At 52.5% G+C, this 19,079-nt stretch carries 19 protein-coding genes; 5 read left to right on the top strand and 14 right to left on the bottom strand.

From position 1 onward, the window contains the following. Positions 1 to 19 precede the first annotated feature (19 nt). Positions 20 to 1,834 carry an Rqc2 family fibronectin-binding protein gene (locus ET464_RS03045; protein WP_129438147.1) on the top strand — a complete coding sequence of 605 codons (1,815 nt, stop codon included), beginning with the start codon at positions 20 to 22 and terminating at the stop codon, positions 1,832 to 1,834. 188 nt (positions 1,835 to 2,022) lie between these two features. Here ET464_RS03045 and ET464_RS03040 read toward each other — a convergent pair whose 3' ends face one another. The 11 genes from ET464_RS03040 to ET464_RS02990 form a co-directional block, all read right to left on the bottom strand. Beyond that, a complete protein-coding gene (locus ET464_RS03040) occupies positions 2,023 to 4,335 on the bottom strand; it encodes a DUF4962 domain-containing protein (protein WP_129438145.1) in 2,313 nt (770 codons plus the stop codon). A gap of 16 nt (positions 4,336 to 4,351) precedes the next feature. Then, complete coding sequence (locus ET464_RS03035) at positions 4,352 to 5,224, bottom strand: PHP domain-containing protein (RefSeq protein WP_129438143.1); 873 nt, start codon at positions 5,222 to 5,224, stop codon at positions 4,352 to 4,354. After that, on the bottom strand, positions 5,215 to 6,126 hold the full coding sequence (locus tag ET464_RS03030; RefSeq protein WP_129438141.1) for a selenium metabolism-associated LysR family transcriptional regulator: 912 nt from the start codon (positions 6,124 to 6,126) through the stop codon (positions 5,215 to 5,217). Before ET464_RS03030 ends, ET464_RS03035 begins: the two co-directional genes overlap by 10 nt. A gap of 175 nt (positions 6,127 to 6,301) precedes the next feature. Beyond that, the gene (locus tag ET464_RS03025) at positions 6,302 to 6,736 is read right to left on the bottom strand and encodes a hypothetical protein (protein WP_129438139.1); all 435 of its coding nucleotides are present in this window, start codon (positions 6,734 to 6,736) and stop codon (positions 6,302 to 6,304) included. Positions 6,737 to 6,942: 206 nt separating this feature from the next. Further along, positions 6,943 to 7,206, bottom strand: coding sequence for a YlbG family protein (locus ET464_RS03020; protein ID WP_129438137.1), 264 nt, complete (start codon positions 7,204 to 7,206; stop codon positions 6,943 to 6,945). A 19-nt stretch (positions 7,207 to 7,225) separates the two neighbouring features. Next, a complete protein-coding gene (locus tag ET464_RS03015; protein ID WP_129438135.1) occupies positions 7,226 to 7,705 on the bottom strand; it encodes a YlbF/YmcA family competence regulator in 480 nt (159 codons plus the stop codon). Between the two features lie 88 nt (positions 7,706 to 7,793). Continuing rightward, positions 7,794 to 8,312, bottom strand: a complete 519-nt coding sequence (locus tag ET464_RS03010) for a hypothetical protein (RefSeq protein ID WP_129438133.1) — start codon at positions 8,310 to 8,312, stop codon at positions 7,794 to 7,796. A gap of 11 nt (positions 8,313 to 8,323) precedes the next feature. Next, positions 8,324 to 9,814 carry a helicase-associated domain-containing protein gene (locus tag ET464_RS03005; RefSeq protein WP_129438131.1) on the bottom strand — a complete coding sequence of 497 codons (1,491 nt, stop codon included), beginning with the start codon at positions 9,812 to 9,814 and terminating at the stop codon, positions 8,324 to 8,326. Positions 9,815 to 9,829: 15 nt separating this feature from the next. Beyond that, a complete protein-coding gene (locus ET464_RS03000; RefSeq protein ID WP_129438129.1) occupies positions 9,830 to 11,533 on the bottom strand; it encodes a DNA repair helicase XPB in 1,704 nt (567 codons plus the stop codon). A gap of 141 nt (positions 11,534 to 11,674) precedes the next feature. Beyond that, a complete protein-coding gene (locus tag ET464_RS02995) occupies positions 11,675 to 12,118 on the bottom strand; it encodes a CBS domain-containing protein (protein ID WP_129438127.1) in 444 nt (147 codons plus the stop codon). Between the two features lie 138 nt (positions 12,119 to 12,256). Beyond that, positions 12,257 to 13,450 carry a M20 metallopeptidase family protein gene (locus tag ET464_RS02990; RefSeq protein ID WP_425271738.1) on the bottom strand — a complete coding sequence of 398 codons (1,194 nt, stop codon included), beginning with the start codon at positions 13,448 to 13,450 and terminating at the stop codon, positions 12,257 to 12,259. 293 nt (positions 13,451 to 13,743) lie between these two features. On the opposite strand from ET464_RS02990, the gene ET464_RS02985 reads away from it, so the two are divergent. Both ET464_RS02985 and ftsW read left to right on the top strand, forming a co-directional pair. Continuing rightward, entirely contained in the window at positions 13,744 to 14,085 is a 342-nt protein-coding gene (locus ET464_RS02985) for a YugN family protein (RefSeq protein WP_129438125.1), read from the top strand. 17 nt (positions 14,086 to 14,102) lie between these two features. Continuing rightward, a complete protein-coding gene (ftsW, locus tag ET464_RS02980) occupies positions 14,103 to 15,290 on the top strand; it encodes a putative lipid II flippase FtsW (protein ID WP_129438123.1) in 1,188 nt (395 codons plus the stop codon). A gap of 53 nt (positions 15,291 to 15,343) precedes the next feature. Here the strand turns inward: ftsW and ET464_RS02975 are convergent, their stop codons facing one another. Then, the gene (locus ET464_RS02975) at positions 15,344 to 15,724 is read right to left on the bottom strand and encodes an Asp23/Gls24 family envelope stress response protein (protein ID WP_129438121.1); all 381 of its coding nucleotides are present in this window, start codon (positions 15,722 to 15,724) and stop codon (positions 15,344 to 15,346) included. 204 nt (positions 15,725 to 15,928) lie between these two features. Between ET464_RS02975 and cax the strand changes: the two genes are divergently transcribed. After that, positions 15,929 to 16,987, top strand: a complete 1,059-nt coding sequence (gene cax, locus ET464_RS02970) for a calcium/proton exchanger (protein WP_129438119.1) — start codon at positions 15,929 to 15,931, stop codon at positions 16,985 to 16,987. A gap of 40 nt (positions 16,988 to 17,027) precedes the next feature. Here the strand turns inward: cax and ET464_RS02965 are convergent, their stop codons facing one another. Together ET464_RS02965 and ET464_RS02960 are read right to left on the bottom strand one after the other, a co-directional pair. Continuing rightward, positions 17,028 to 17,315, bottom strand: a complete 288-nt coding sequence (locus ET464_RS02965) for an Fpa/YlaN family protein (protein WP_129438118.1) — start codon at positions 17,313 to 17,315, stop codon at positions 17,028 to 17,030. Positions 17,316 to 17,450: 135 nt separating this feature from the next. Then, on the bottom strand, positions 17,451 to 17,693 hold the full coding sequence (locus ET464_RS02960) for an HPr family phosphocarrier protein (protein WP_129438116.1): 243 nt from the start codon (positions 17,691 to 17,693) through the stop codon (positions 17,451 to 17,453). A 246-nt stretch (positions 17,694 to 17,939) separates the two neighbouring features. On the opposite strand from ET464_RS02960, the gene ET464_RS02955 reads away from it, so the two are divergent. After that, entirely contained in the window at positions 17,940 to 19,055 is a 1,116-nt protein-coding gene (locus ET464_RS02955; RefSeq protein ID WP_129438114.1) for an aminopeptidase, read from the top strand. Positions 19,056 to 19,079: the final 24 nt, after the last annotated feature.

The following is a 19,079-nucleotide window of genomic DNA, read 5'->3' as shown; positions in this document are numbered from 1 at the left end:
TGAAGGAGAAACTATCGTTATGTCTTTAGACGGAATCGTTACATACAGCATCGTGAAAGAGCTTGAGCGCGCAGTTGGCGCGCGTATTCATAAAATTCATCAGCCGGCGGAGCATGATCTGGTGTTCAGCATTCGCGGCAACGGTATTAACGGCAAGCTGCTTCTATCCGCCAACCCGACTTATCCGCGTGTACACTGGACAACCAGCTCCTTTATCAATCCGATGGAAGCGCCGATGTTTTGCATGCTGATGCGCAAATATTGCGAAGGAGCGGTTATCGAGTCCGTTGAGCAGGTCGGGCGGGAGCGGATTATCCGCATCGGTGTCCGCCACCGCGACGAGCTAGGTGATTTGTCATCCAAAACGATCGTCATCGAGCTGATGGGTCGGCACAGCAACATCATCTTGATGGACCCGGCAACCGGAACGATCCATGACGGCATTCACCATGTGACGCCGGCCATCAGCACCTACCGGATCGTCATGCCGGGCAGCACCTATACGTCTCCGCCGGACCAGCACAAAACCGATCCTTTCGCCGTTCAGTCCGAAGCCGAGATGGAAGCGGCGCTTCGCCAAGCAGACGAAAGCGGCGAGCTGCGGCTCGACCGCAAGCTGGTCGCCGCCTTCAGCGGCTTCAGCCCGCTGCTGGGCAAGGAGCTGGCCTACCGGGCAAGCGCACCGGCATTTGAGGCGGCAAGCGGTTCGACAGCGGGCACGCACCCTCATGCCTCGCACGAGGAGGCGGCAAAAGCCGGCAGCGCGTTGTGGCACAGCTTCAGCGCCTTTACGGCGCAGATGAAGCAAGGGGATTTTTCCCCGGTGATCGTTACCGACGCGAACGGCAAAACTTCGTTTTACATTACGGCACTGCGGCATTTGGCCGAACAGCCGTCCGTGCAGGTTGAGCCGTTCCAGTCGCCAAGCGAATGCCTGGAAGCTTATTATGGCGATAAAGCCGAACGGGATACGGTCAAGCAGCGGGCAGGCGACCTGATCCGGTTCGTGCACAATGAGATCGGCAAAAACGAGAAAAAAGTGGAGAAGCTGAAGGAAACGCTGGAGGAAGCGCAAGACTCGGAGAAATACCGGGTGCTCGGCGAGCTGCTGACCGCTTATATGCATCAGATCAATCGGGGAGACAGCTCCATTACGCTCGTTAATTTTTACGATGAGGAGCAGGCGGAAGTGACGATTCCGCTTGATCCGCAGCTTGGCCCTTCCGATAACGCGCAGCGTTATTTCCGCAAATACGCCAAGCAAAAAAGCAGCATTGCTTATGTGAACGAACAGATGGAGATCGCCGCAGCCGAAATCGCTTATTTCGAGCAGGTGCTTCAGCAGTTGGAACATGCAGCGCTCGCCGATATTGAGGAAATACGCGAGGAGCTCGTTGCCCAAGGCTACTTGCGCGACCGAAGCAAGCGCGGACCGAAGCGAAAAAAACAAGACCGTCCGGCGCTGGCGTGCTATACGTCCTCGGAAGGCGTGCCGATTTACGTCGGCAAAAACAACACGCAAAACGAATATTTGACCAACCGCCTCGCCTCGCCGTCGGATACCTGGTTCCATACGAAGGATATTCCGGGTTCGCATGTCGTCATCCGTGGCGGCGACTTTGGCAATGCGACGTTAGAGGAAGCGGCCATGCTGGCTGCCCATTACAGCAAAGCGCGGGAATCGAGCCAGGTGCCTGTCGATTATACGTTCATCCGGCATGTACGCAAGCCAAGCGGCGCGAAGCCGGGGTTTGTCATTTATGACAACCAGAAGACGCTTTATATTACACCGGACGAAAGCAAGCTGAAATCGCTGCCGGTCAAAATCGTATAAGCGACCGGTATGCCTAAGGCCGCCCGATGACCGGGAAAGAGCTTGTCCGGGCCAGTAAATGGTTCCGGCGGGGCAAAGCAGCCGGAACCGCCGCCGGCCTACAAGCCGCAAGAAGCCCGCTGTTTCTGGTAAAAACAGCGGGCTTCTTGTTTTTAATGACATTGTTTTTTTGTATCTAGCAGTCCCGGCTACAGCACTTCAATTTCACGGCTCGCACCGCTTGCTGCATCCCTGAACGAAATAGCAACGCCTTCGCCCCGTTCCGTCATGCGATACGATACTTGCTTAGCCGTTCCTTTCCGGCTTGGCACAAGCAGCGTCACCAGGCGGTGGCGCGCCGCCGCTGCGGTTTGCGCATGCAGATGCCATTGATTATCCAGGCCGTCCAATTCAGCCGGATCTACGCCCGTAAACCGGTTATGCTGCGAAAGCGCCAATTCTCCGGATGAGCTGTACACAAAAGTGCCCGTCATATCCGCTTTTACCCCATTGACATGAAACGTCTGGCCGTCCAGCTCCATCGGATAAAGGGTATGCATCAGCCAGTCCAGCTTGGCCGGCTGCGACAAATCTACCGCATCCGCAATAACGATATATGAATCGCCGATGAAATAAAATTCTCTCGTATACCGCTGCAAATAAGGCACATGGCTCAGGTAGGCATTTGCTGCATCCATTCGGGCATACCCGCAGCCGCCGTTATCCGGCAAGTACCGGGCATCCTCCACAATTCCGGTTGCTTCCATGCACAACGCTTTATCTTTGCCAGCGTACTGGCCAAGACCGTCCACAATGATGTTATTGGTCGATAACGTTTGGCGGCGCCAGTTCATATGCATGGTGCTGCCGTATGACACATAATGTCCGCTTTCAATTGCAAGCGGTTCGCCGTACGCGTGGAGCAAAAAGCCGTTCTGATCCCCGTGGCTGTGGCTGATCGAGCCGTATCGGCTGCTTTTGGCCAGCAGCATAATATGCTTCTCCGGGTCGTCCATGCGGCTGTGCATCGCCACCCAGCCAATATCGCGGAACCATTTGACAGGCTCAATCGCCCCGTTTACAGGCGGCACCGCTGCAACATCCGGATAATCATGGCGGTACATCATTTCGTCAAAGCGGAAATCCCACCAGCCGTAATTATAAAATTTCGTATCGGCGTCTTTATCCGACTCCGCCGTTTGTTCGTAATACCATTGATAGAGCCCGTTGCCTGTCAGGCCGGCAAACTGCCGGATATTGAAGCCGGTCTTCAAACTTACAGGCTCGCCTAAATTCGACTGGTCGCCGAAGCTGGCGCGAACCGTGCCCGGCGCGGCGCAATACAGCGGGAAATCGCCTGTTTTTGTGAAAAACGGCCTTTCGAGCAGCTGAATTCCTGTATAACCCCGGATCAAATTCATCGCATCAAGCACAAACGCGAGGCCCGTCGTCCAATATTGCGGCCCTTCAGCCCAGCCTCCGTCCTCTCCGCCCCACGGCGAATACAAGCAGGCGTAATATTCCAGCGTATAATCCAGCCATTCCGCGGCCTGCGGATCTTCGTGCAGCAGCACGATGCCGGACGGGACCAGCACTGACGAAAGGGAACGGATGGGATGGCTGTCGTACGGCACATGATGGATTTTGACGCGGTTCATCGCGTAGTCCGCCACCTGGCCGGTACGCCGCAGCAGCACCGCCCTTACTTCAGCCCGCTCCTGTTCGGATAAATGCGGGTACAGCCAGTCGTACCCCCAGGCCAGCGCCCCCGCAACCCGAAACGCCGCTTCATCGTTATAATGGTGGGCGGTTGCGCCTTCCGTATCCCAGCCCGCGACATGAAGCAGCCATTCCTTGGCGCGGGCAATCATCGCAGCATTTTCTGTCATAATCCCCGCGACGCTTAAATGGCGAACGGCATACAGCGCTTCCTGGCAGTCCATATACATTTGGCGCCACAAGCGGGCAACCCGCTTATCGTTCGGATACCGCTCCGGTTCCGGTATAAGCGCTGCATCCATCCACCGTTTCACAGATTGCGCATAGAACCGGTCCCAGCCGCAGTATGCAGGGTCTTTGGCGAGCTCCGCCTGAAAATCGGCGATCTGCTGCGCGTTCAGCCATAGACGCGGATGTGCCGTGTTTGTGCCGAGGTACCGCTCCGCCCTGCCGGGTAAAGGCGTCTCCGGCAATCCTTCCGGCACCGTAAACGCCCGAACCTTGCTCCAGCCCGACTGCCCGCCGCCTTCCGCCGGATCCGCTGCTAGTGCATAACGCCAATAGTAACGCCCCGGCTCCAGCACCGTGGACGGCGTGTATAGATTATAAGGAATCCCTTGCACCGTAACCGTTTTCAATTGTTCAAACGATTCAGAGGTGCTGTACTGCAGCACGTAATAGCCCTTTTCCTGTACGGCCGGCATCCATGTAAAGCGCGGCGGATTTTCAAGCAGTGCCGTGTGTTCATCGGGGGCGTACGGTACGGACATCTTGCCGCTCTGCGGCTCGGACAATGCTATCATGGTCAGGCTCCTCTCCCTATTGCCTAAATAAGTTGCTGCCTTTGCCTTTCAATAATTCCACTACACCGGCTTCGATCCAGACGCTGCCCAGATCGCCATGATACGAAGAGTCCCCTTTGCTGCCATGGAAATCGGAGCCGCCTGTCATGATCAGGCCGCGTGCTTGCGCCAGCGTCTTGTATTTCCGCTCGTCTTCCGGTCCATGATCGGAATGGAACACTTCAATCCCGTCGATGCCGCAGGCGGCGATCTGTTCCACAACCGCATCGTTGCGGTATAGGCCGGGATGAGCAAGTACGCTGGTCCCGCCGGCTTCCCGAATCCACAGCACCGCCTCCTGCGGCGTAATGCGGGATAAATCCGCATAAGCAGGACAGCCTTCGCCCAAATAACGGTCGAACGCTTCGCGAACGGTACGAACTACACCTTTGCGAACCAGCAGCTCGGCAAAATGCGGCCTGCCCGTTGAAGCTTGGCCGTTCAAGGGGGCGTCTCTTTTCTCCGCCGCGATCCGCTCGGCTTCGGCTGCCTCAACCGCAATGCCCAGCGCCTTCAGCTTGCCGGCCATCTGCTCATTGCGCCGCTCCCGGACCCGGCGCAGGTCGTGCAGCCGGGATAGCCACCGCTCATTTTCCATATCGGGATAATAGCCAAGAATATGAATATCGCAGCCGTTCAGCGAAGTGCTGATTTCGACACCCGGTACGACCGTAATACCCTGCTTCTCGCCTTCCCGAACGGCCTCCGCCACGCCGGCCATTGTGTCATGATCCGTAATCGCAACAGCGGCGAGACCCGCTTGTTTTGCCAGCCTCACATTTTCCGCAGGAGACGCCGTGCCGTCCGAAGCCGTTGTATGCGTATGCAAATCTGCCCGTCTTACAGCCATTGCCGCAAATCCCTCTCTCTCAAAAAAGATAAAAAAGTAACGGCCGAAATCGGAAGCAGCGACGATTTCAAATAAATGGAATAAAAATGCCGTTTAAATACCATATCGGACAGCGGCACCACATGAATAAGTCCGAGCGCAACCTCATGCTTCACGGCGGAAGACGATATAACGGAAATGCCAAACCCGGCTTCTACAGCCGATTTGACCGCTCCTGTGCTGCCCAGCTCCATGACGATTTTCATTCGGGACGGATCGATATTTTGCATCCGGAGCTGCTCTTCCATAACGATTCTGGTGCCTGAACCCTGCTCCCGAAGCACAAACGGATAGTTAAGCGCTTCTTCCATCGAAACGTTGTCCCTTCCTGCTAGCGGATGCCCTTTTGGCACAACCAGCTTCAGTTCATCATTCATAACCGGCTCCATGTGCATATCCGGGTGATTAACAGGCGCTTCAATCAACCCGAAATTCAACTGGTGATTTAATATTTCCTCCATGATTTGTGTTGTATTGATCACCTTCATGCTAATGGTAATATGCGGATATTCCTGCCCGAAAGGACCAAGCAAACGCGGCAATATATATTCCCCGATAGTCAAGCTGGACCCGAGCAGCAATTTGCCTTTCAGCTGCTGCGTGAAAGTCGCCATCGCCTGATCCGTATTTTTAATCAGCTCGATGCTTTTTTGCGCATACGGCATTAGTACTTTGCCTGCCTCCGTCAGCTCAATCCGTTTGGTTGAACGAAGAAGCAGCTTGGTCCCGAAATAATCCTCCAGTGACTGCACCTGCATCGTAACGGCGGGCTGTGTCATATGCAAGGCTTGCGCTGCTGCGGAGAAGCTGCCTTTTTCCGCGACGGTATAAAATATATGCAGCTGATGAAAGTTAAGCGCCATATTTGTCCTACCTATCTCATTATGATGCAAATATTATACTACACTCTGCAGAAAAAATTGTTAACTTGCCTCAAAAGTGCAAATATAAATAAAAAAAACCGGCTGCATCACAACGATTAATTGTAATCAGCCGGTCATTATTATTTTATGATTATTTTACAAATTATTAAAAATATCATTTCCTTCTGCTGTTCTTCACCAAAGTCATACGCCGCGAATGACGCAGCCAGGAGTAATACGATTTCAGGTCTCTCAGCTCAATCGTTTCAGACATACGGCCAAGAAAAGTGACCACGATCATCTTATGAAGCGGATTGCCGATAATATCCGTCTCCGTGTGAGACTCGGCAAATTCGGCCACAAATACAAGATCTTCGTCGATCAGATAAACATCCTGCTCATTGCGGTAATACGACTTAATCCGGTCTTGCTTCAAGCATTCCCACATAAAAGCGGCGATGTCCTCATACCCGGTTCTTTCGCTTTCCACACGATCCAGCCACCGGCTTTTGGCATGGTTAGTGATGACGATATCGGCAACTTTTTTGTCATACAAGTCAACATAAAAGGATTCATATGTACTCCATCTGTCCGTCAATCGATCTTTCATACAACGACCGCCACCTCCAACTTAAGAACCAGGTCTTTCCTACTATTATAGGTGCAATACATCATGCTTTCAACAATAAAATAAACAGATGATAAATATGTAAATATAAGTAAAATCTAAATTATAATTCCTGACTGATAGCCGGCCTCTATAACAAAAAAATCCTCCCCGGCATGTATCCGGGAAGGATCGTTGTTCTTGCAGTATTATAAGCTGTACATACGTGTTTTATCTTCCGTATCTTTGCTGTATTCCGTCTTCAGCTCGTTCCGGTAAGACCGCTCCGTCTTCCGAACGAACGGAAGCTTGCTGATTTGCCGAATCGTATCATCGGCACGTTCAGCGTTAAAATACATAGCAACATAGTGCATTCTGCGGGACATATAATGAACGGTTCCGTATTTCTCCAGCGTTCTTGCCGCTTTCAAATCGCTAACCCAAATAATATAGCCTGTTCGTTCCGGGAGCATCTCACACCTCCATCCCCATTTAACCGCAACCGCCGCTTCCGCAGCTGCATGAGCCGCCGTTGCCGCAGCCGCTTGGCTTCTCCTGATTGCTTGGAACTTTAATCGTATCGGACACCGCTTCTGCAAGCATCGCAGCTACATCGTGCAGCAGCGTATCCACCGCGAGCTCCGCCGCCTTAAACTTGCTTACGCATTCGATCTCGGCAAGCTCTTGCTCGATTTTTTTGGCTTCTTTCCTGGCGGAATGAAAATCCGGATGATACCGCCCGAAGCGCTGGCATTCTTCAAACAGCTCTTTTGCCTTGAAAAACCGGCGCTGCACGGCGCGCACATGCTCGTCCTTCTCAACGATTTCTTTCCAATATAAATATTCGGCCACTTCCGCCGATTGATTGATGGAATCTCCCAGCTCATAAGCACTTAGCAGCAGTGATGCCATATCGATCGAATTGCCCGACCAAGGTTCCGCATTCACTGCCAAACGTTCAACTGCCGGCATCTATTGCCACCTTCTTTCCTATTCGCTTAACTCTACACTAACACAACATTTCCTTAAAGCCAATACAAATGATGTGAATAGAGCCGATTCATTCCGGTACAAGCAGCTTCAGTTCATCCCACGAATCCGGCGTTAACACTACCGGCTTGGATAATCCGTTATCGCGCAGACGGCCTTTCACGGCCCATCCTTTATCTGCATGCTCCAGCAGTTTCTCCGGCACAAAAGCCCGCAAGCCGTCTTTTAACTTCAGCTGCACCGGCATCTGCCATTCTACCGCCCGCTCCAGCAGCTCTTTGCAAGTGGAGTGGTGATACGCGCGCAGCTTGCCAAGCCACATCGCAGGAATATCGGCCATTTGCGGCAAAAGCGGCATACGCTGTTCCGGAGGCTGTACGAGCAATTCATACCGGCTAAGCTCCATCGCGCTTCCGAGCAGGCCGGCCGCACAAGGAACAAGCGGCTCATGCTGATGTGCCGGCCGGGAAGCTGACAGGACGCCAACAGGAATAGACGGCACTTTACGGGCATGCTCCGCATTAGCCGTTGATCCCGTCCGTGCCGGGTAACCGGCCTGCATGAGACTGGCATACAGCCGTTCGGCCATCCTTTCATCTACTACAAAATGACGTTCCCCAGCCGCTCCCCAAGGCAGGCCGCAATTGACGGGTTTGACGCCAAATCATCAGCGGTCTGCTTATCTTCGCATTGCAGCAGCATGGCTTGGTTCATAGTGACCAGTCCGGCCTGTTTTGCCGTTCTGGCAACCCAGTCCAGCAGCGGCTCATGAACCGGCGCATCGCCGGAAGCAGCACGGAGCATCTGCTGCAGCTCTTCCGCGGTTCTTCCGTTCATAACAGCCCGCTGGATGGAACGGTCCGTCAGCCGGTAGACGGCTACATAATCGTCTTCCACAAGTTCAGCTGCAGCAGCCAGCTCCCAGCGAAGCAAATACGAACATTCGGGAAAAGCAATGATTTCGCCATTCGGCTGTACAAGTGCCTGCGGCGCCACGCCTGTTCCGGGCTGTTCAGCCGCGCTAGCGATTGTTTGATGTTCCAGCGTCCATCTGCAGCAGATGCTGCCGTCAGAAGCAGTTGCCCGCTCCAGCCAGCCGCATTGCTGCATAAGCTCCAGCCAATAGCGGACGGACTCGGCCAGCCCGTCCAACGCGCGGGATGGATGAGCGTCCGTCATAACAGTGCGCTCCAGCCATTCGAGCAGCAGCCGCTCGCTCATCCACCTGTCGGCCGGCAGTCCGTTTAAAGCGGCTGCAAACAGATACAGTTCGGGACTTGCTGCCAGCAGCTCATCGGCGAGCCAATCGCGCAGCTCATGTTCCTTATTAGCTCCGGCCGCGCTCAGCCAATCCGTTAAGCCCGCCTTATCCCAGCGAAGCCGGCGGCTTTCCTTGGCAAACAAGCCAAACCTTAAACCGGTGTGGCACACAAAAGCAGCTGAAAGAGGATATTCCTCCTCCGCCCCCTTTGGCTGAAAAAAACGGCTTAATATTTCGTCCGCCAGCTTTAGCTTTTGCTGCAGCTTGGCGGTTATTTTTTTGGGCAGCAGCCCTTTGGCCGTCAGTTCTGTTCCCGCTTGCGAAAGCTCCGACCACGCGCCAAGCAGCTGCCGCCCGAGTGGGAGCGCTGCCTGTCCAAACGCCTGCAGCCCGCTGCCTAAGCCTGCTTCCTCCGCCTCTTCGGGTACAAGCGGGAAGAACAGGCGGATCAGCTTGCTGCTGCAATCCTGAGGCACAAAAAGAATCCTTTCTCCCCATATTTTGTTCACGGCAAATAACAAACCGCATGCAAGCAGCTCCCTTATTCCAGCCCGCAGTTCGATGCCGGCCATAACGCCTGCCGCCATCCCGGCCTTTAGCAGCTGCTCTTCCTCCAGCGGCGCGCCTCCGCTGTAACGAAGCTGAAACTTCAGCACGTAAGCACCATAGGGCGTCAAGGCGCTTATCGCCTTGCGGAGCGCCTGCTCGTCCCTGACCGCATCCGGCCAGGCTAACCCCTCTTGGCGTGCATGCTGCCATACCGGCGTCTCTTCCAGCAATTGCTGCAATTCATTTTGCGGCAGCTTTTGCACGATTTGCTGCACGTACATCCGCTGTTCCCCTTTCTAGGTATCCAGCCTCTGGGCTTTGTCCACGGAGACCGCACCTCTTACCGTTTCATATTGATAACCCTGTTCCACCATAAACAGCTGGCGTTTGCGCGCGAACTGCTCTTCTTTGGTGCCTTCGGTTACAATAGTGTAAAACCATGCCTCATTGCTGCCTGCCTTCGGGCGCAACAGCCTGCCGATCCGCTGCGCCTCCTCCTGCCTCGAACCAAAGCTTCCGGAAATTTGAATGGCTACAGCTGCGTCCGGCAAATCAACGGCAAAATTAGCAACCTTAGATACGGCCAGTACGGGCACTTCCCCTTTTTTAAACCTGTCGTACCACGCCTCTCGCTCCGGCTGGCTCAACTCGCCCGTAATCAGCGGGACGCCAAGCTTCTCCGACACTTCATGCAGCTGGTCCAAATATTGGCCGATGATCAGCGTTTGCTTGCCGCTATGCCGCTCCAGCAGCTTCCGAATGACCGGAAGCTTCGCGGGATTTTCCGCTGCTGTCCGCTGTTTGGCCCGTTCAGGGGCCGCGTGGTATTGCTGTGCGGCTTCGGGTAGAAGCGGAACCCGAATTTCCGAGCAGGAGACAGTGGCGATATGCCCCATCGACTCGGCATTTTTCCATACAAGTTCATAAAGTTTCGGCCCGATCAGCGAAAAGACATCTTCTTCGCACCCGTCTTCCCGCACCAGCGTTGCGGTCAAGCCAAGCCGCCTTGTCGCCTGGATCTCCGCCGTCATCCGGAAGACAGGGGCCGGCAGCAAATGGACCTCGTCATATACAATCAGCCCCCAGTCCCGCTCCGAAAACAGCCTCATATGCGGGTAACCCGACTCAGCCGACGGACGGTGCGTCATAATTTGATAAGTCGCAATGGTAATCGGACGGACCTGCTTCAACTGGCCGGTATATTCGCCGACCATCTCTTCGGCCAATGATGTCCGTTCCAGCAGCTCGCGTTTCCACTGTTTCACCGAAGTGGTATTGGAGGTTAAAATCAGCGCAGCGCTATTCGATCTGGCTAAAGCGGCCAAGCCTACAATCGTTTTGCCCGCCCCGCACGGCAGCACAACTACGCCGCTCCCTCCTTGCACAGAGCCTTCCCGGTAAAAGGCATCCACCGCTTGCTGCTGATAATCCCTCAGCGCAAACGGCTGGCCTGATCTGGTTACAGAAAGCATGGAGACAGCCAGCGCTTCCCCATCGTGGTAGCCGGCGGTGTCAATTACCGGATAGCCGGCTCTTGTCAGCTCCTGCTTCAGCCGTCCGCGGCAATCCGGAGACACACACCAGCTCCCGTCTGCCTCCCGCCCGCGCAAAAAAGCCGCAACAGCCGGTTTCCCGGCTGCCTCTGCAAGCAGTCCGCTGTCGCCGCGCAGCAACAAGCTGCCAGCCTGCCCAAGCTCCAGCCGAAGCTTGCCGTACCGCCCCATATACCGGGTAATCGCTGCTTCTGTCTGCATCGGCAATCCGTATCTGGCATTGCTGCTAAGCGCCGAAAGAACATCGCCAGCGCTCCAGCCGCCGGCCGCGGCGTTCCATAACGTCAGCGGCGTCATGCGGTACGTGTGCATCAAGCCGGGCCGTTTGGCAAGTTCCGCAAAACGGATCAGCTGCGTTCTGGCCGCTTCGGCATCCCGATGAACCGTATCCAGCAGCACCGTCATGTCTGATTGAATAATGAGCGGCTTATCCGCGTACATGGCCATTCTCCCCAGCCTTCATCATTTTCCTTTTTATTATTTTGCTAAAATGCCCCAATTATCCGTCAGGCCGGCATAAACAGCCCGCAAAAAAGCCGGTCCCGTTGTAAAAAAACGGAAACCGGCTTTTTTTGCAGTTATTGAGTATTAATGAACATGCGGCTGTTCGCGATGCTCATGCTCGGATATGCCGCTTAGCGCATGTCCGGCTTCCGCCAGAAGCGAATCATGAACGGCCAAATCGCCTAGCGTAACGATTCCGACAAGCTCGCCGCCGTCCACCACCGGCAGCCGGCGGATTTGGCGCGCAGCCATCAGCTTGACAGCGTCATCCGCTGTTGCATCCGGCTCAATCGTCTCCACTTCAGCGGTCATGACCTGTTTGACCACCGCCGATCCGGGATGCTTTTCTGCGTAACCCCGGATGACCAGATCGCGGTCCGTGACGACCCCGATCAGTTTTTTCCCTTCTACGACAGGGATATAGCCGGTATCATGATTTTTCATCAAAACGGCTAACTCATATACATTATCCTGCAAAGTAGCTGTTACACAATCCGTCGACATTAACTCTTTAACCTTCTTGACCATCCCGGCACCTCCGCCCGAAAAAAATAAGCTTCCGCCGGGTCTACCTGCAGACCTGGCGGAAGCCCGCCTCTTCGTATAACGTAACCGTTCCGGCCATAACTTATCCTTTATTTGCACGGTTCATGAGCAAGATCCCGGTTACTTCTCAGCTTCGTCAGCGTAATTCTCCGCCATCGCAATCAGCAGCGAAGCGGCATCCTTCATCGCGCGCTCGTCGAAATTAAACATTGGATGATGGTGGGCGTATGACGCGCCAACTTCCTCATTGCCCGCGCCTACAAACATAAAGCAGCCGGGAACGCGCTGCAAATAATAAGAGAAATCTTCCGCAACCATAATGGCATCCGATACTTGCACGGCTTCCGCTCCGAAAAGCTGTTCGCCGACCTGCATAAAACGAGCCGCTTCGCGTTCATCGTTGACGACAGGCGGGTATCCGACCCGCAAATCAAACTGGTACTTTGCGCCATGCATTTCACAAGTATGGCGGACCATCTGCTCGATCCGTTTGCGGATACGCTCCCGTTCATATTCGTTAAATGTGCGGATAGTGCCTTTCAGCTCACATTTTTCCGCGATAACGTTGTTTGCGGTGCCGGCATGGAATGAACCGATTGTTACAACCGCCGAATCAAGCGGATTAACGCTGCGGCTGACAATCGTTTGCAAAGCTTGCACAAGCGCCGACCCGATAATGACGGTGTCGATTGTTTTGTGCGGCATGCCGCCGTGGCCGCCAAGCCCGGTGATTTCAATCGTAAATTCATCCGTCGCCGCCATAAACGCTCCCGGCTTCGAAGAAACCTGGCCGTAAGGCAGCGGTGTCCATAAATGAACGCCGTATACGGCATCTGCGCCTTCCAGAGCGCCGTCACGGATCATGCTGACCGCTCCGCCTGGCGTCGATTCCTCTGCCGGCTGGAATAACAGCCGGCGTTCGCCGGCCAGCCCTTCCCTATGCTTCTGGTAGTAGGAAGCAACCGCAAGCAGCGCCGCGGTGTGGCCGTCATGGCCGCATGCATGCATAACCCCTTTGACGGTAGACGCATATTCGCAATCTTTCTCATCCTGAATCGGGAGCGCGTCCATATCCGCACGCAGCGCGATGACCGGTCCCGGCAAATTTCCTTTTATCGCAGCGACAAGACCGTACCCGCCAACTTTCTCCCGCACCTCGCAGCCCATCTCAAGCAGTCGTTCCGCGATGAAACGTGATGTTTTCTCCTCCTGGAACGACAGCTCCGGATAACGGTGCAAATGCCGTCTCCACTTTACCATGTGTGGGAAAAGATCGTTCAGCTCGTAGGGCAACTCTTCTTTTGCCATGGCCATGCTAAACATCTCCTTTCGTTCACTGCTTCTTATTTTAATAGTTTACCAGAAGCGGCTAGGAAGAATAAAGCACAACTCTGGCTCCAGCCGTTCTTTTAGCTGGTAAAAAATAATGCTTGACGCCCATTCGGCTGTCTCGGAGTAAGTCTTGCGCTGGCTGGGGAAAAATACTATCATGGGAAATGAATATACACCTATGCCTGAGACATCACACCTCATAATCGTATAAGACATCGAACGAGACCGAAATCGAAGAAGCGAAGCGCTTCACAATGAATGGAGGAGGTTGCAACATGATCATTCAAAACAGCGGGCTTGAAGGCGTGCAAAGCGATTTGGCCCATCTGGATGAATCCACTGAGAAGCTTGGTTTTTTCCGTGGACAATGGGAATATTATCGCGCTACATATGACTGCAAGCTCGAAGATCAAAGCGGAGAAGTGTATTATCTTCGGATGAATACCCGCGCTGTTGAAGGAAGGCTGGAGTCGCCGCATGCTATTTTAGCCGTGGAAGCGGTTTATATTGGACGAGCTACTTTTCCGCACGGGCTTGAATATGAATCGCCGGTTCCGCAGCCGATCCTGAAAATAGCAAACGACCGGCTTGCTCAACTGAAGCAAATGCTTCAATAGCGACCAGCATAGCACATATGAAAACGACGCAGAACGCAAGTCGCGGAAGACCGGACTTTCTGCTCCTCATTATGACGCTTCTGCTTGTAGGTTTTGGGCTCGTGATGGTATTCAGCGCGAGCTCGAACCTGACCGTCGTCGATCCGAAGTTTCACAACGATGCGCTTTATTTTACGAAACGGCAAGTAGCTTGGGCAGCTATAGGCATATTCATGATGCTGTTTCTAATGAACATGCGCTACACGTTTTTCAAAAAAAGCTTTATTTTATTTTTTCTCCCTGTTGTCTTCATGCTTATGGTTGTACCGTTTATGGGCTCAGGTTCTATTAACGGTGCGCGAAGCTGGTTTGGCGTCGGGTCACTCGGCATTCAGCCGACAGAGCCGGCAAAGCTTGCCATCATATTATATTTGGGAGCATTAATTTCGAAAAAAGGCGAGAAATTCCGTGATTTTAAAAAAGGGCTGCTTCCTGTCATCATTATCGTCGGTTTTATTTGCGCCCTTATTTTATTGCAGCCGGACATGGGCTCCTGCTTCGTGCTGGCGGCATGCGCTTCGATTATGATTTTTGCAGGCGGGGCAAACCTGAGGCAGATTACGGTTGCAGGCGGAGCCGTGCTCGCTTTGGTGGTGGTTGTGTTTGCCATCTGGATGGCAGCCGACCCGAAAGGCTGGCAATACCGGATTAATCGGTTTACCTCTTATATGCATCCGCTTGACCCCGCCAATCAGCAGGACTCGGCGTTTCACCTGGTGTCCTCGCTGCAGGCGCTTGGCCATGGCGGTCTGTTTGGGGCAGGATTCGGCGAAAGTGTGCAAAAGCTGCATTACTTGCCTTATCCGTACAATGACTTTATTTTTTCGGTCATTGCCGAGGAGCTCGGTTTTATCGGCTCCGCCTTGTTTTTATTGTTTTATTTGCTGTTTTTATGGCGCGGCCTTATTGTGGCTCTCCGCTGCCCGGATATTTACGGAACGGTCGTGGGAGCCGGTATCGTGGGGCTGTTTACGATTCAGGCATTTATTAACATCGGCGGCGTAACGGGCACCATCCCGATTACCGGGGTTACCCTGCCGTTTATAAGCTACGGGGGTTCGTCTCTTCTTGTTTGTCTGATGAGCATGGGCGTGCTGCTAAGTATTTCGAGGGAATACAACCGCGGTACAGAAGAGAAGAAGCCAGCCTTAGGCGTCGTAGCTTAGCCGCTCCACTAAAAATAAAAGGTACTGTTCCGATGAACAGTACCTTTTATTATTTATTTTAATCTTGGCGTTTCTTCCGCCGCTTCTTCTTCCTTGAAAGCGACTCCTTCGACTTTTACATTAACCTCTACTACGTTCAAGCCGGTCATATTCTCAACTGCTTCCCGTACGTTCAGCTGAAGCTGACGGCAAACTTCTTGTATAGGAATGCCATAATGTACAATTACACGAAGGTCAATGGCTGCCTCCAGCTGACCGACTTCTACCGATACGCCTTTTTGTACGTTCCTGCCGCTCAGACGTTTGGCAAGACCCTCGGAAATGCCCCCGGACATCGCGGCGATTCCCGGTGTCTCCAGTGCGGCAAGACCAGCTATTGTCGAAACCACGTCGTCAGAAATACGAATAATGCCTGATTGAAGGTCCTCGGTCATTGTTCTCACTCCTCATATTACCATTTGTATTCATTGTAACGGATGGGTAAAACGGAAGCAAGATGCACCATATAACGGTTTTGTTACGGGCCGGATTTCTTAGCGGCAGAAACAAGTTAATTGGCAAAGTTTACTTCATCAAATTTTTCCTATATATTGTAATACATACGTTTTTGTTATTTTGAAAAAAGAGGTGTTACCTGCGTGAAAGGAAAATTGTTTTACCTCGGCTTGATCGTCATGTTTGTACTAAGTGCCGTAGGCCATTTTGCACATTGGGATATGACCGTGCAGTTTATTTTGTCGGCTATTGCCGTCATCTTCGTTGCCGGTTTCCTGGGCAAAGCGACGGAAAGCGTCGCCCATTATGCCGGAGACCGCGTCGGCGGCTTTTTGAATGCAACATTCGGCAACGCAGCCGAGCTGATCATCGCCTTTTTCCTGATCAAGGAAGGGCTATTTGAAACCGTCAAAGCGAGCATTACCGGTTCCATTATCGGCAACCTGCTGCTCGTGCTGGGGCTCAGCTTATTCAGCGGCGGTCTCAAGTTCAAGGAACAATCGTTTAACGCAAGGCTTGGCGAACATAACTCCACGCTGATGATTATGGCGGTCATCGCATTGTTTGTACCCGCTGTATTTGTAGGAGCCGAGCACTTCACCGTCAAGAAGGATCAAACTTTGAGCCTCATTGTTGCCGGTATTCTGATTGTCTCGTATTTGCTCTGGCTTGTTTTCTCCATGATTACGCATAAGGATATGCTGGCCGACAAGGAAATGAAGCCGGACCACGAAGAAGAGCCGTTATGGTCAAAGGGCAAATCGGTTTTATTCCTGGTTGTGGCGACTGTAATGGTCGCTTTCGTCAGCGAATGGCTGGTACATACGCTGGATACGTTTACGCATAAATTCGGGTTATCCGAGCTGTTTGTCGGGGCGTTTGTTGTAGCGATCGTCGGCAATGCGGCGGAACACAGCGCGGCAGTTTTGCTGGCGTTAAAAAACAAAATCGGCGGCGCAGTCGAAATTGCGATCGGAAGCAGCCTGCAAATCGCTTTGTTTGTTGCTCCGGTGCTTATATTCGTCAGCGCGTTTATGGGCAACACGATGGACATCGTCTTCACCCCTATCGAGCTTACGGCGCTTGGCGTATCCGTCTTTATCGCTTCATCCGTATCACGGGACGGCCGAACGAACTGGTATGAAGGTTTCCTGCTGCTGATGGTGTACCTTATCCTGGGCGTTGCCTTTTTCCTCGTATAGCCGTTGTAGGGCAAAAAAAAAGAGTAGTCTCTTCGGGAGACTACTCTTTTTGATTTAAGGCTTCATAAAGCGTAGCGAGATTGCGCTCCAGCCTGCTGATCATTTCTTTGCCGCTCTTCTCTTCCACGAGCCCGGCACGGACTGCAAAATCAACTTCCCGTGAGAAGCCGTATATTTGAGTGTCCAACACTTCTTCATACAACGGACATTGACGGGTGGTCAAATTTTGCATTTGAACCTCAATCAGTTTCTCTATTTTATTCGCGTCATCCGTAAGGATTCGAAGCGCCTTATCATGCAATTGTACCGTAATCTCCGGTGAAGACATCGTTTTCCCCCTGTGCGTCTATCCGCGGTCTTCTATAATTCTTATATTAGACGAAATGAACATAATACACAAGGACAAAACAAAAAGCGCCCGGTAATCACGGGCGCTTTCTGTTACCAATCGTTTTTGCAGCAATTACTCCGAAATAATCGTAACGTTCAAGTTATGTTTAGCGAATACTTCGCTCATCTTTGCTTTAGCTTCTTCAGCGTCCGGTCCATGTACATGAAGTTCGTATGCATGGCCTCCCACCAATGTCGTGAACAGTCCGAGAATGCTTTTAACATCGATATATTTATTGTCGGCTTGCAAAACGATGGAAGAGCGGAATTGGCTAGCCGCCTGAGAAATTTCTACAATAGCTGCATTGTTGGACATGGGAGATCCCTCCAAATAATTTAGTAAAGCTTACCTCTGACAACATCATAACCTGAATTACCCATTCGTTCAAGTAGCAAAACGCTTCTATTTCATAAACTTCAAATTATAGGAAATTTTTGCTAACTGGGCTGAACACAATCTGAAATTACAAGTAAATGTTGTCCATTAAGCATTCGTTTTATTTTATAAATTAGCATATAATAGGTGTGTATTACAATTTTGATTGATGAAGGGTGAAGTACATTGTTAGATCCACGTTTAAAAAGATTAGCCGAAGTACTCGTTAATTACTCTACGGAAGTTAAACCCGGCGAGAATGTCCTGATAGAAGCATTCGGCATCGACAATCCGCTCGTAAAGGCGCTTGTAGACGAAGTTCATAAAGCCGGCGGCCGGCCTTACGTTAACATTCGCGACCATCAAGTGATCCGCCAGCTTCTGATGGATGCAACGGAAGAGCAAATCCGCACATGGGCGGAAATCGACGCGCATCAAATGAAACAAATGCAGGCGTACATAGGCGTTCGCGGCGGCCAAAATATTTACGAGCTTTCGGATGTGCCAGATGACAAGTTGAAGCTGTACAATACGTTGTACAACCACCATGTCCATTCCGAAATCCGCGTGAAGAAAACCAAATGGGTCGTGCTCCGTTACCCAAGCCCTTCGATGGCACAGCTGGCTTCCACCAGCACGGATGCGTTCGAGCAATTTTATTTCGACGTTTGCACGATGGATTATGCCAAAATGGACAAAGCGATGGACGCGCTTGTCGACCTGATGAACAAAACGGACAAAGTCCGTCTCGTCAGCCCGGGAACCGACCTGACGTTCTCGATCAAAGACATTCCGGCTGTAAAATGCTCGGGCAAACGGAACATTCCGGACGGCGAGGTGTACACGGCTCCTGTACGCGACAGCGTAAACGGCACAATCAGCTACAACACGCCAAGCCCGTATAACGGTTTCGTATTCGAAAACGTGAAGCTGCGCTTCGAAAACGGCAAAATCGTCGAAGCCACATCCAACGATAACGAACGGATTACCAATGTGTTTAACACTGATGAAGGCGCACGTTATGTCGGCGAATTTGCTATTGGCGTCAACCCGTACGTCCAGCATCCGATGAAAGATATTTTGTTTGACGAGAAAATCGACGGTTCGATCCACTTCACGCCAGGCCAATGCTACGACGAAGCTTACAACGGCAACACCTCCGGCATTCACTGGGATATGGTGCTGATCCAGCGTCCGGAATACGGCGGCGGCGAAATCTGGTTTGACGACCGCCTGATCCGCAAGGACGGCAAGTTTGTAATTCCGGAGCTTGAAATTTTGAATCCGGATCATTTGAAATAATGTGTTTTACCCGGCGCAGAGCTG

Source organism: Paenibacillus protaetiae (assembly GCF_004135365.1).
Lineage (GTDB): Bacteria > Bacillota > Bacilli > Paenibacillales > Paenibacillaceae > Paenibacillus_AP > Paenibacillus_AP protaetiae.
The sequence above is the reverse complement of the archived record's forward strand: the minus strand, read 5'-3'. Positions and strand labels throughout refer to the sequence as shown.

Excerpts from the sequence above, each read along its gene's own strand:
- ET464_RS03005 (WP_129438131.1), bottom strand. The coding sequence starts at position 9,814 with ATGTACGTGCAGCAAATCGTGCAAAAGCTGCCGCAAAATGAATTGCAG.
- ET464_RS02985 (WP_129438125.1), top strand. The coding sequence starts at position 13,744 with ATGATCATTCAAAACAGCGGGCTTGAAGGCGTGCAAAGCGATTTGGCC.
- ET464_RS02995 (WP_129438127.1), bottom strand. The coding sequence starts at position 12,118 with ATGGTCAAGAAGGTTAAAGAGTTAATGTCGACGGATTGTGTAACAGCT.
- ET464_RS03000 (WP_129438129.1), bottom strand. The coding sequence starts at position 11,533 with ATGGCCATGTACGCGGATAAGCCGCTCATTATTCAATCAGACATGACG.
- ET464_RS03025 (WP_129438139.1), bottom strand. The coding sequence starts at position 6,736 with ATGAAAGATCGATTGACGGACAGATGGAGTACATATGAATCCTTTTAT.
- ftsW (WP_129438123.1), top strand. The coding sequence starts at position 14,103 with ATGAAAACGACGCAGAACGCAAGTCGCGGAAGACCGGACTTTCTGCTC.
- ET464_RS02990 (WP_425271738.1), bottom strand. The coding sequence starts at position 13,450 with ATGGCCATGGCAAAAGAAGAGTTGCCCTACGAGCTGAACGATCTTTTC.
- ET464_RS02965 (WP_129438118.1), bottom strand. The coding sequence starts at position 17,315 with ATGTCTTCACCGGAGATTACGGTACAATTGCATGATAAGGCGCTTCGA.
- ET464_RS02960 (WP_129438116.1), bottom strand. The coding sequence starts at position 17,693 with ATGTCCAACAATGCAGCTATTGTAGAAATTTCTCAGGCGGCTAGCCAA.
- ET464_RS03010 (WP_129438133.1), bottom strand. The coding sequence starts at position 8,312 with ATGGCCGAACGGCTGTATGCCAGTCTCATGCAGGCCGGTTACCCGGCA.
- ET464_RS03040 (WP_129438145.1), bottom strand. The coding sequence starts at position 4,335 with ATGATAGCATTGTCCGAGCCGCAGAGCGGCAAGATGTCCGTACCGTAC.
- ET464_RS03030 (WP_129438141.1), bottom strand. The coding sequence starts at position 6,126 with ATGGCGCTTAACTTTCATCAGCTGCATATATTTTATACCGTCGCGGAA.
- ET464_RS03035 (WP_129438143.1), bottom strand. The coding sequence starts at position 5,224 with ATGGCTGTAAGACGGGCAGATTTGCATACGCATACAACGGCTTCGGAC.
- ET464_RS02975 (WP_129438121.1), bottom strand. The coding sequence starts at position 15,724 with ATGACCGAGGACCTTCAATCAGGCATTATTCGTATTTCTGACGACGTG.
- ET464_RS03045 (WP_129438147.1), top strand. The coding sequence starts at position 20 with ATGTCTTTAGACGGAATCGTTACATACAGCATCGTGAAAGAGCTTGAG.
- ET464_RS03015 (WP_129438135.1), bottom strand. The coding sequence starts at position 7,705 with ATGCCGGCAGTTGAACGTTTGGCAGTGAATGCGGAACCTTGGTCGGGC.
- ET464_RS03020 (WP_129438137.1), bottom strand. The coding sequence starts at position 7,206 with ATGCTCCCGGAACGAACAGGCTATATTATTTGGGTTAGCGATTTGAAA.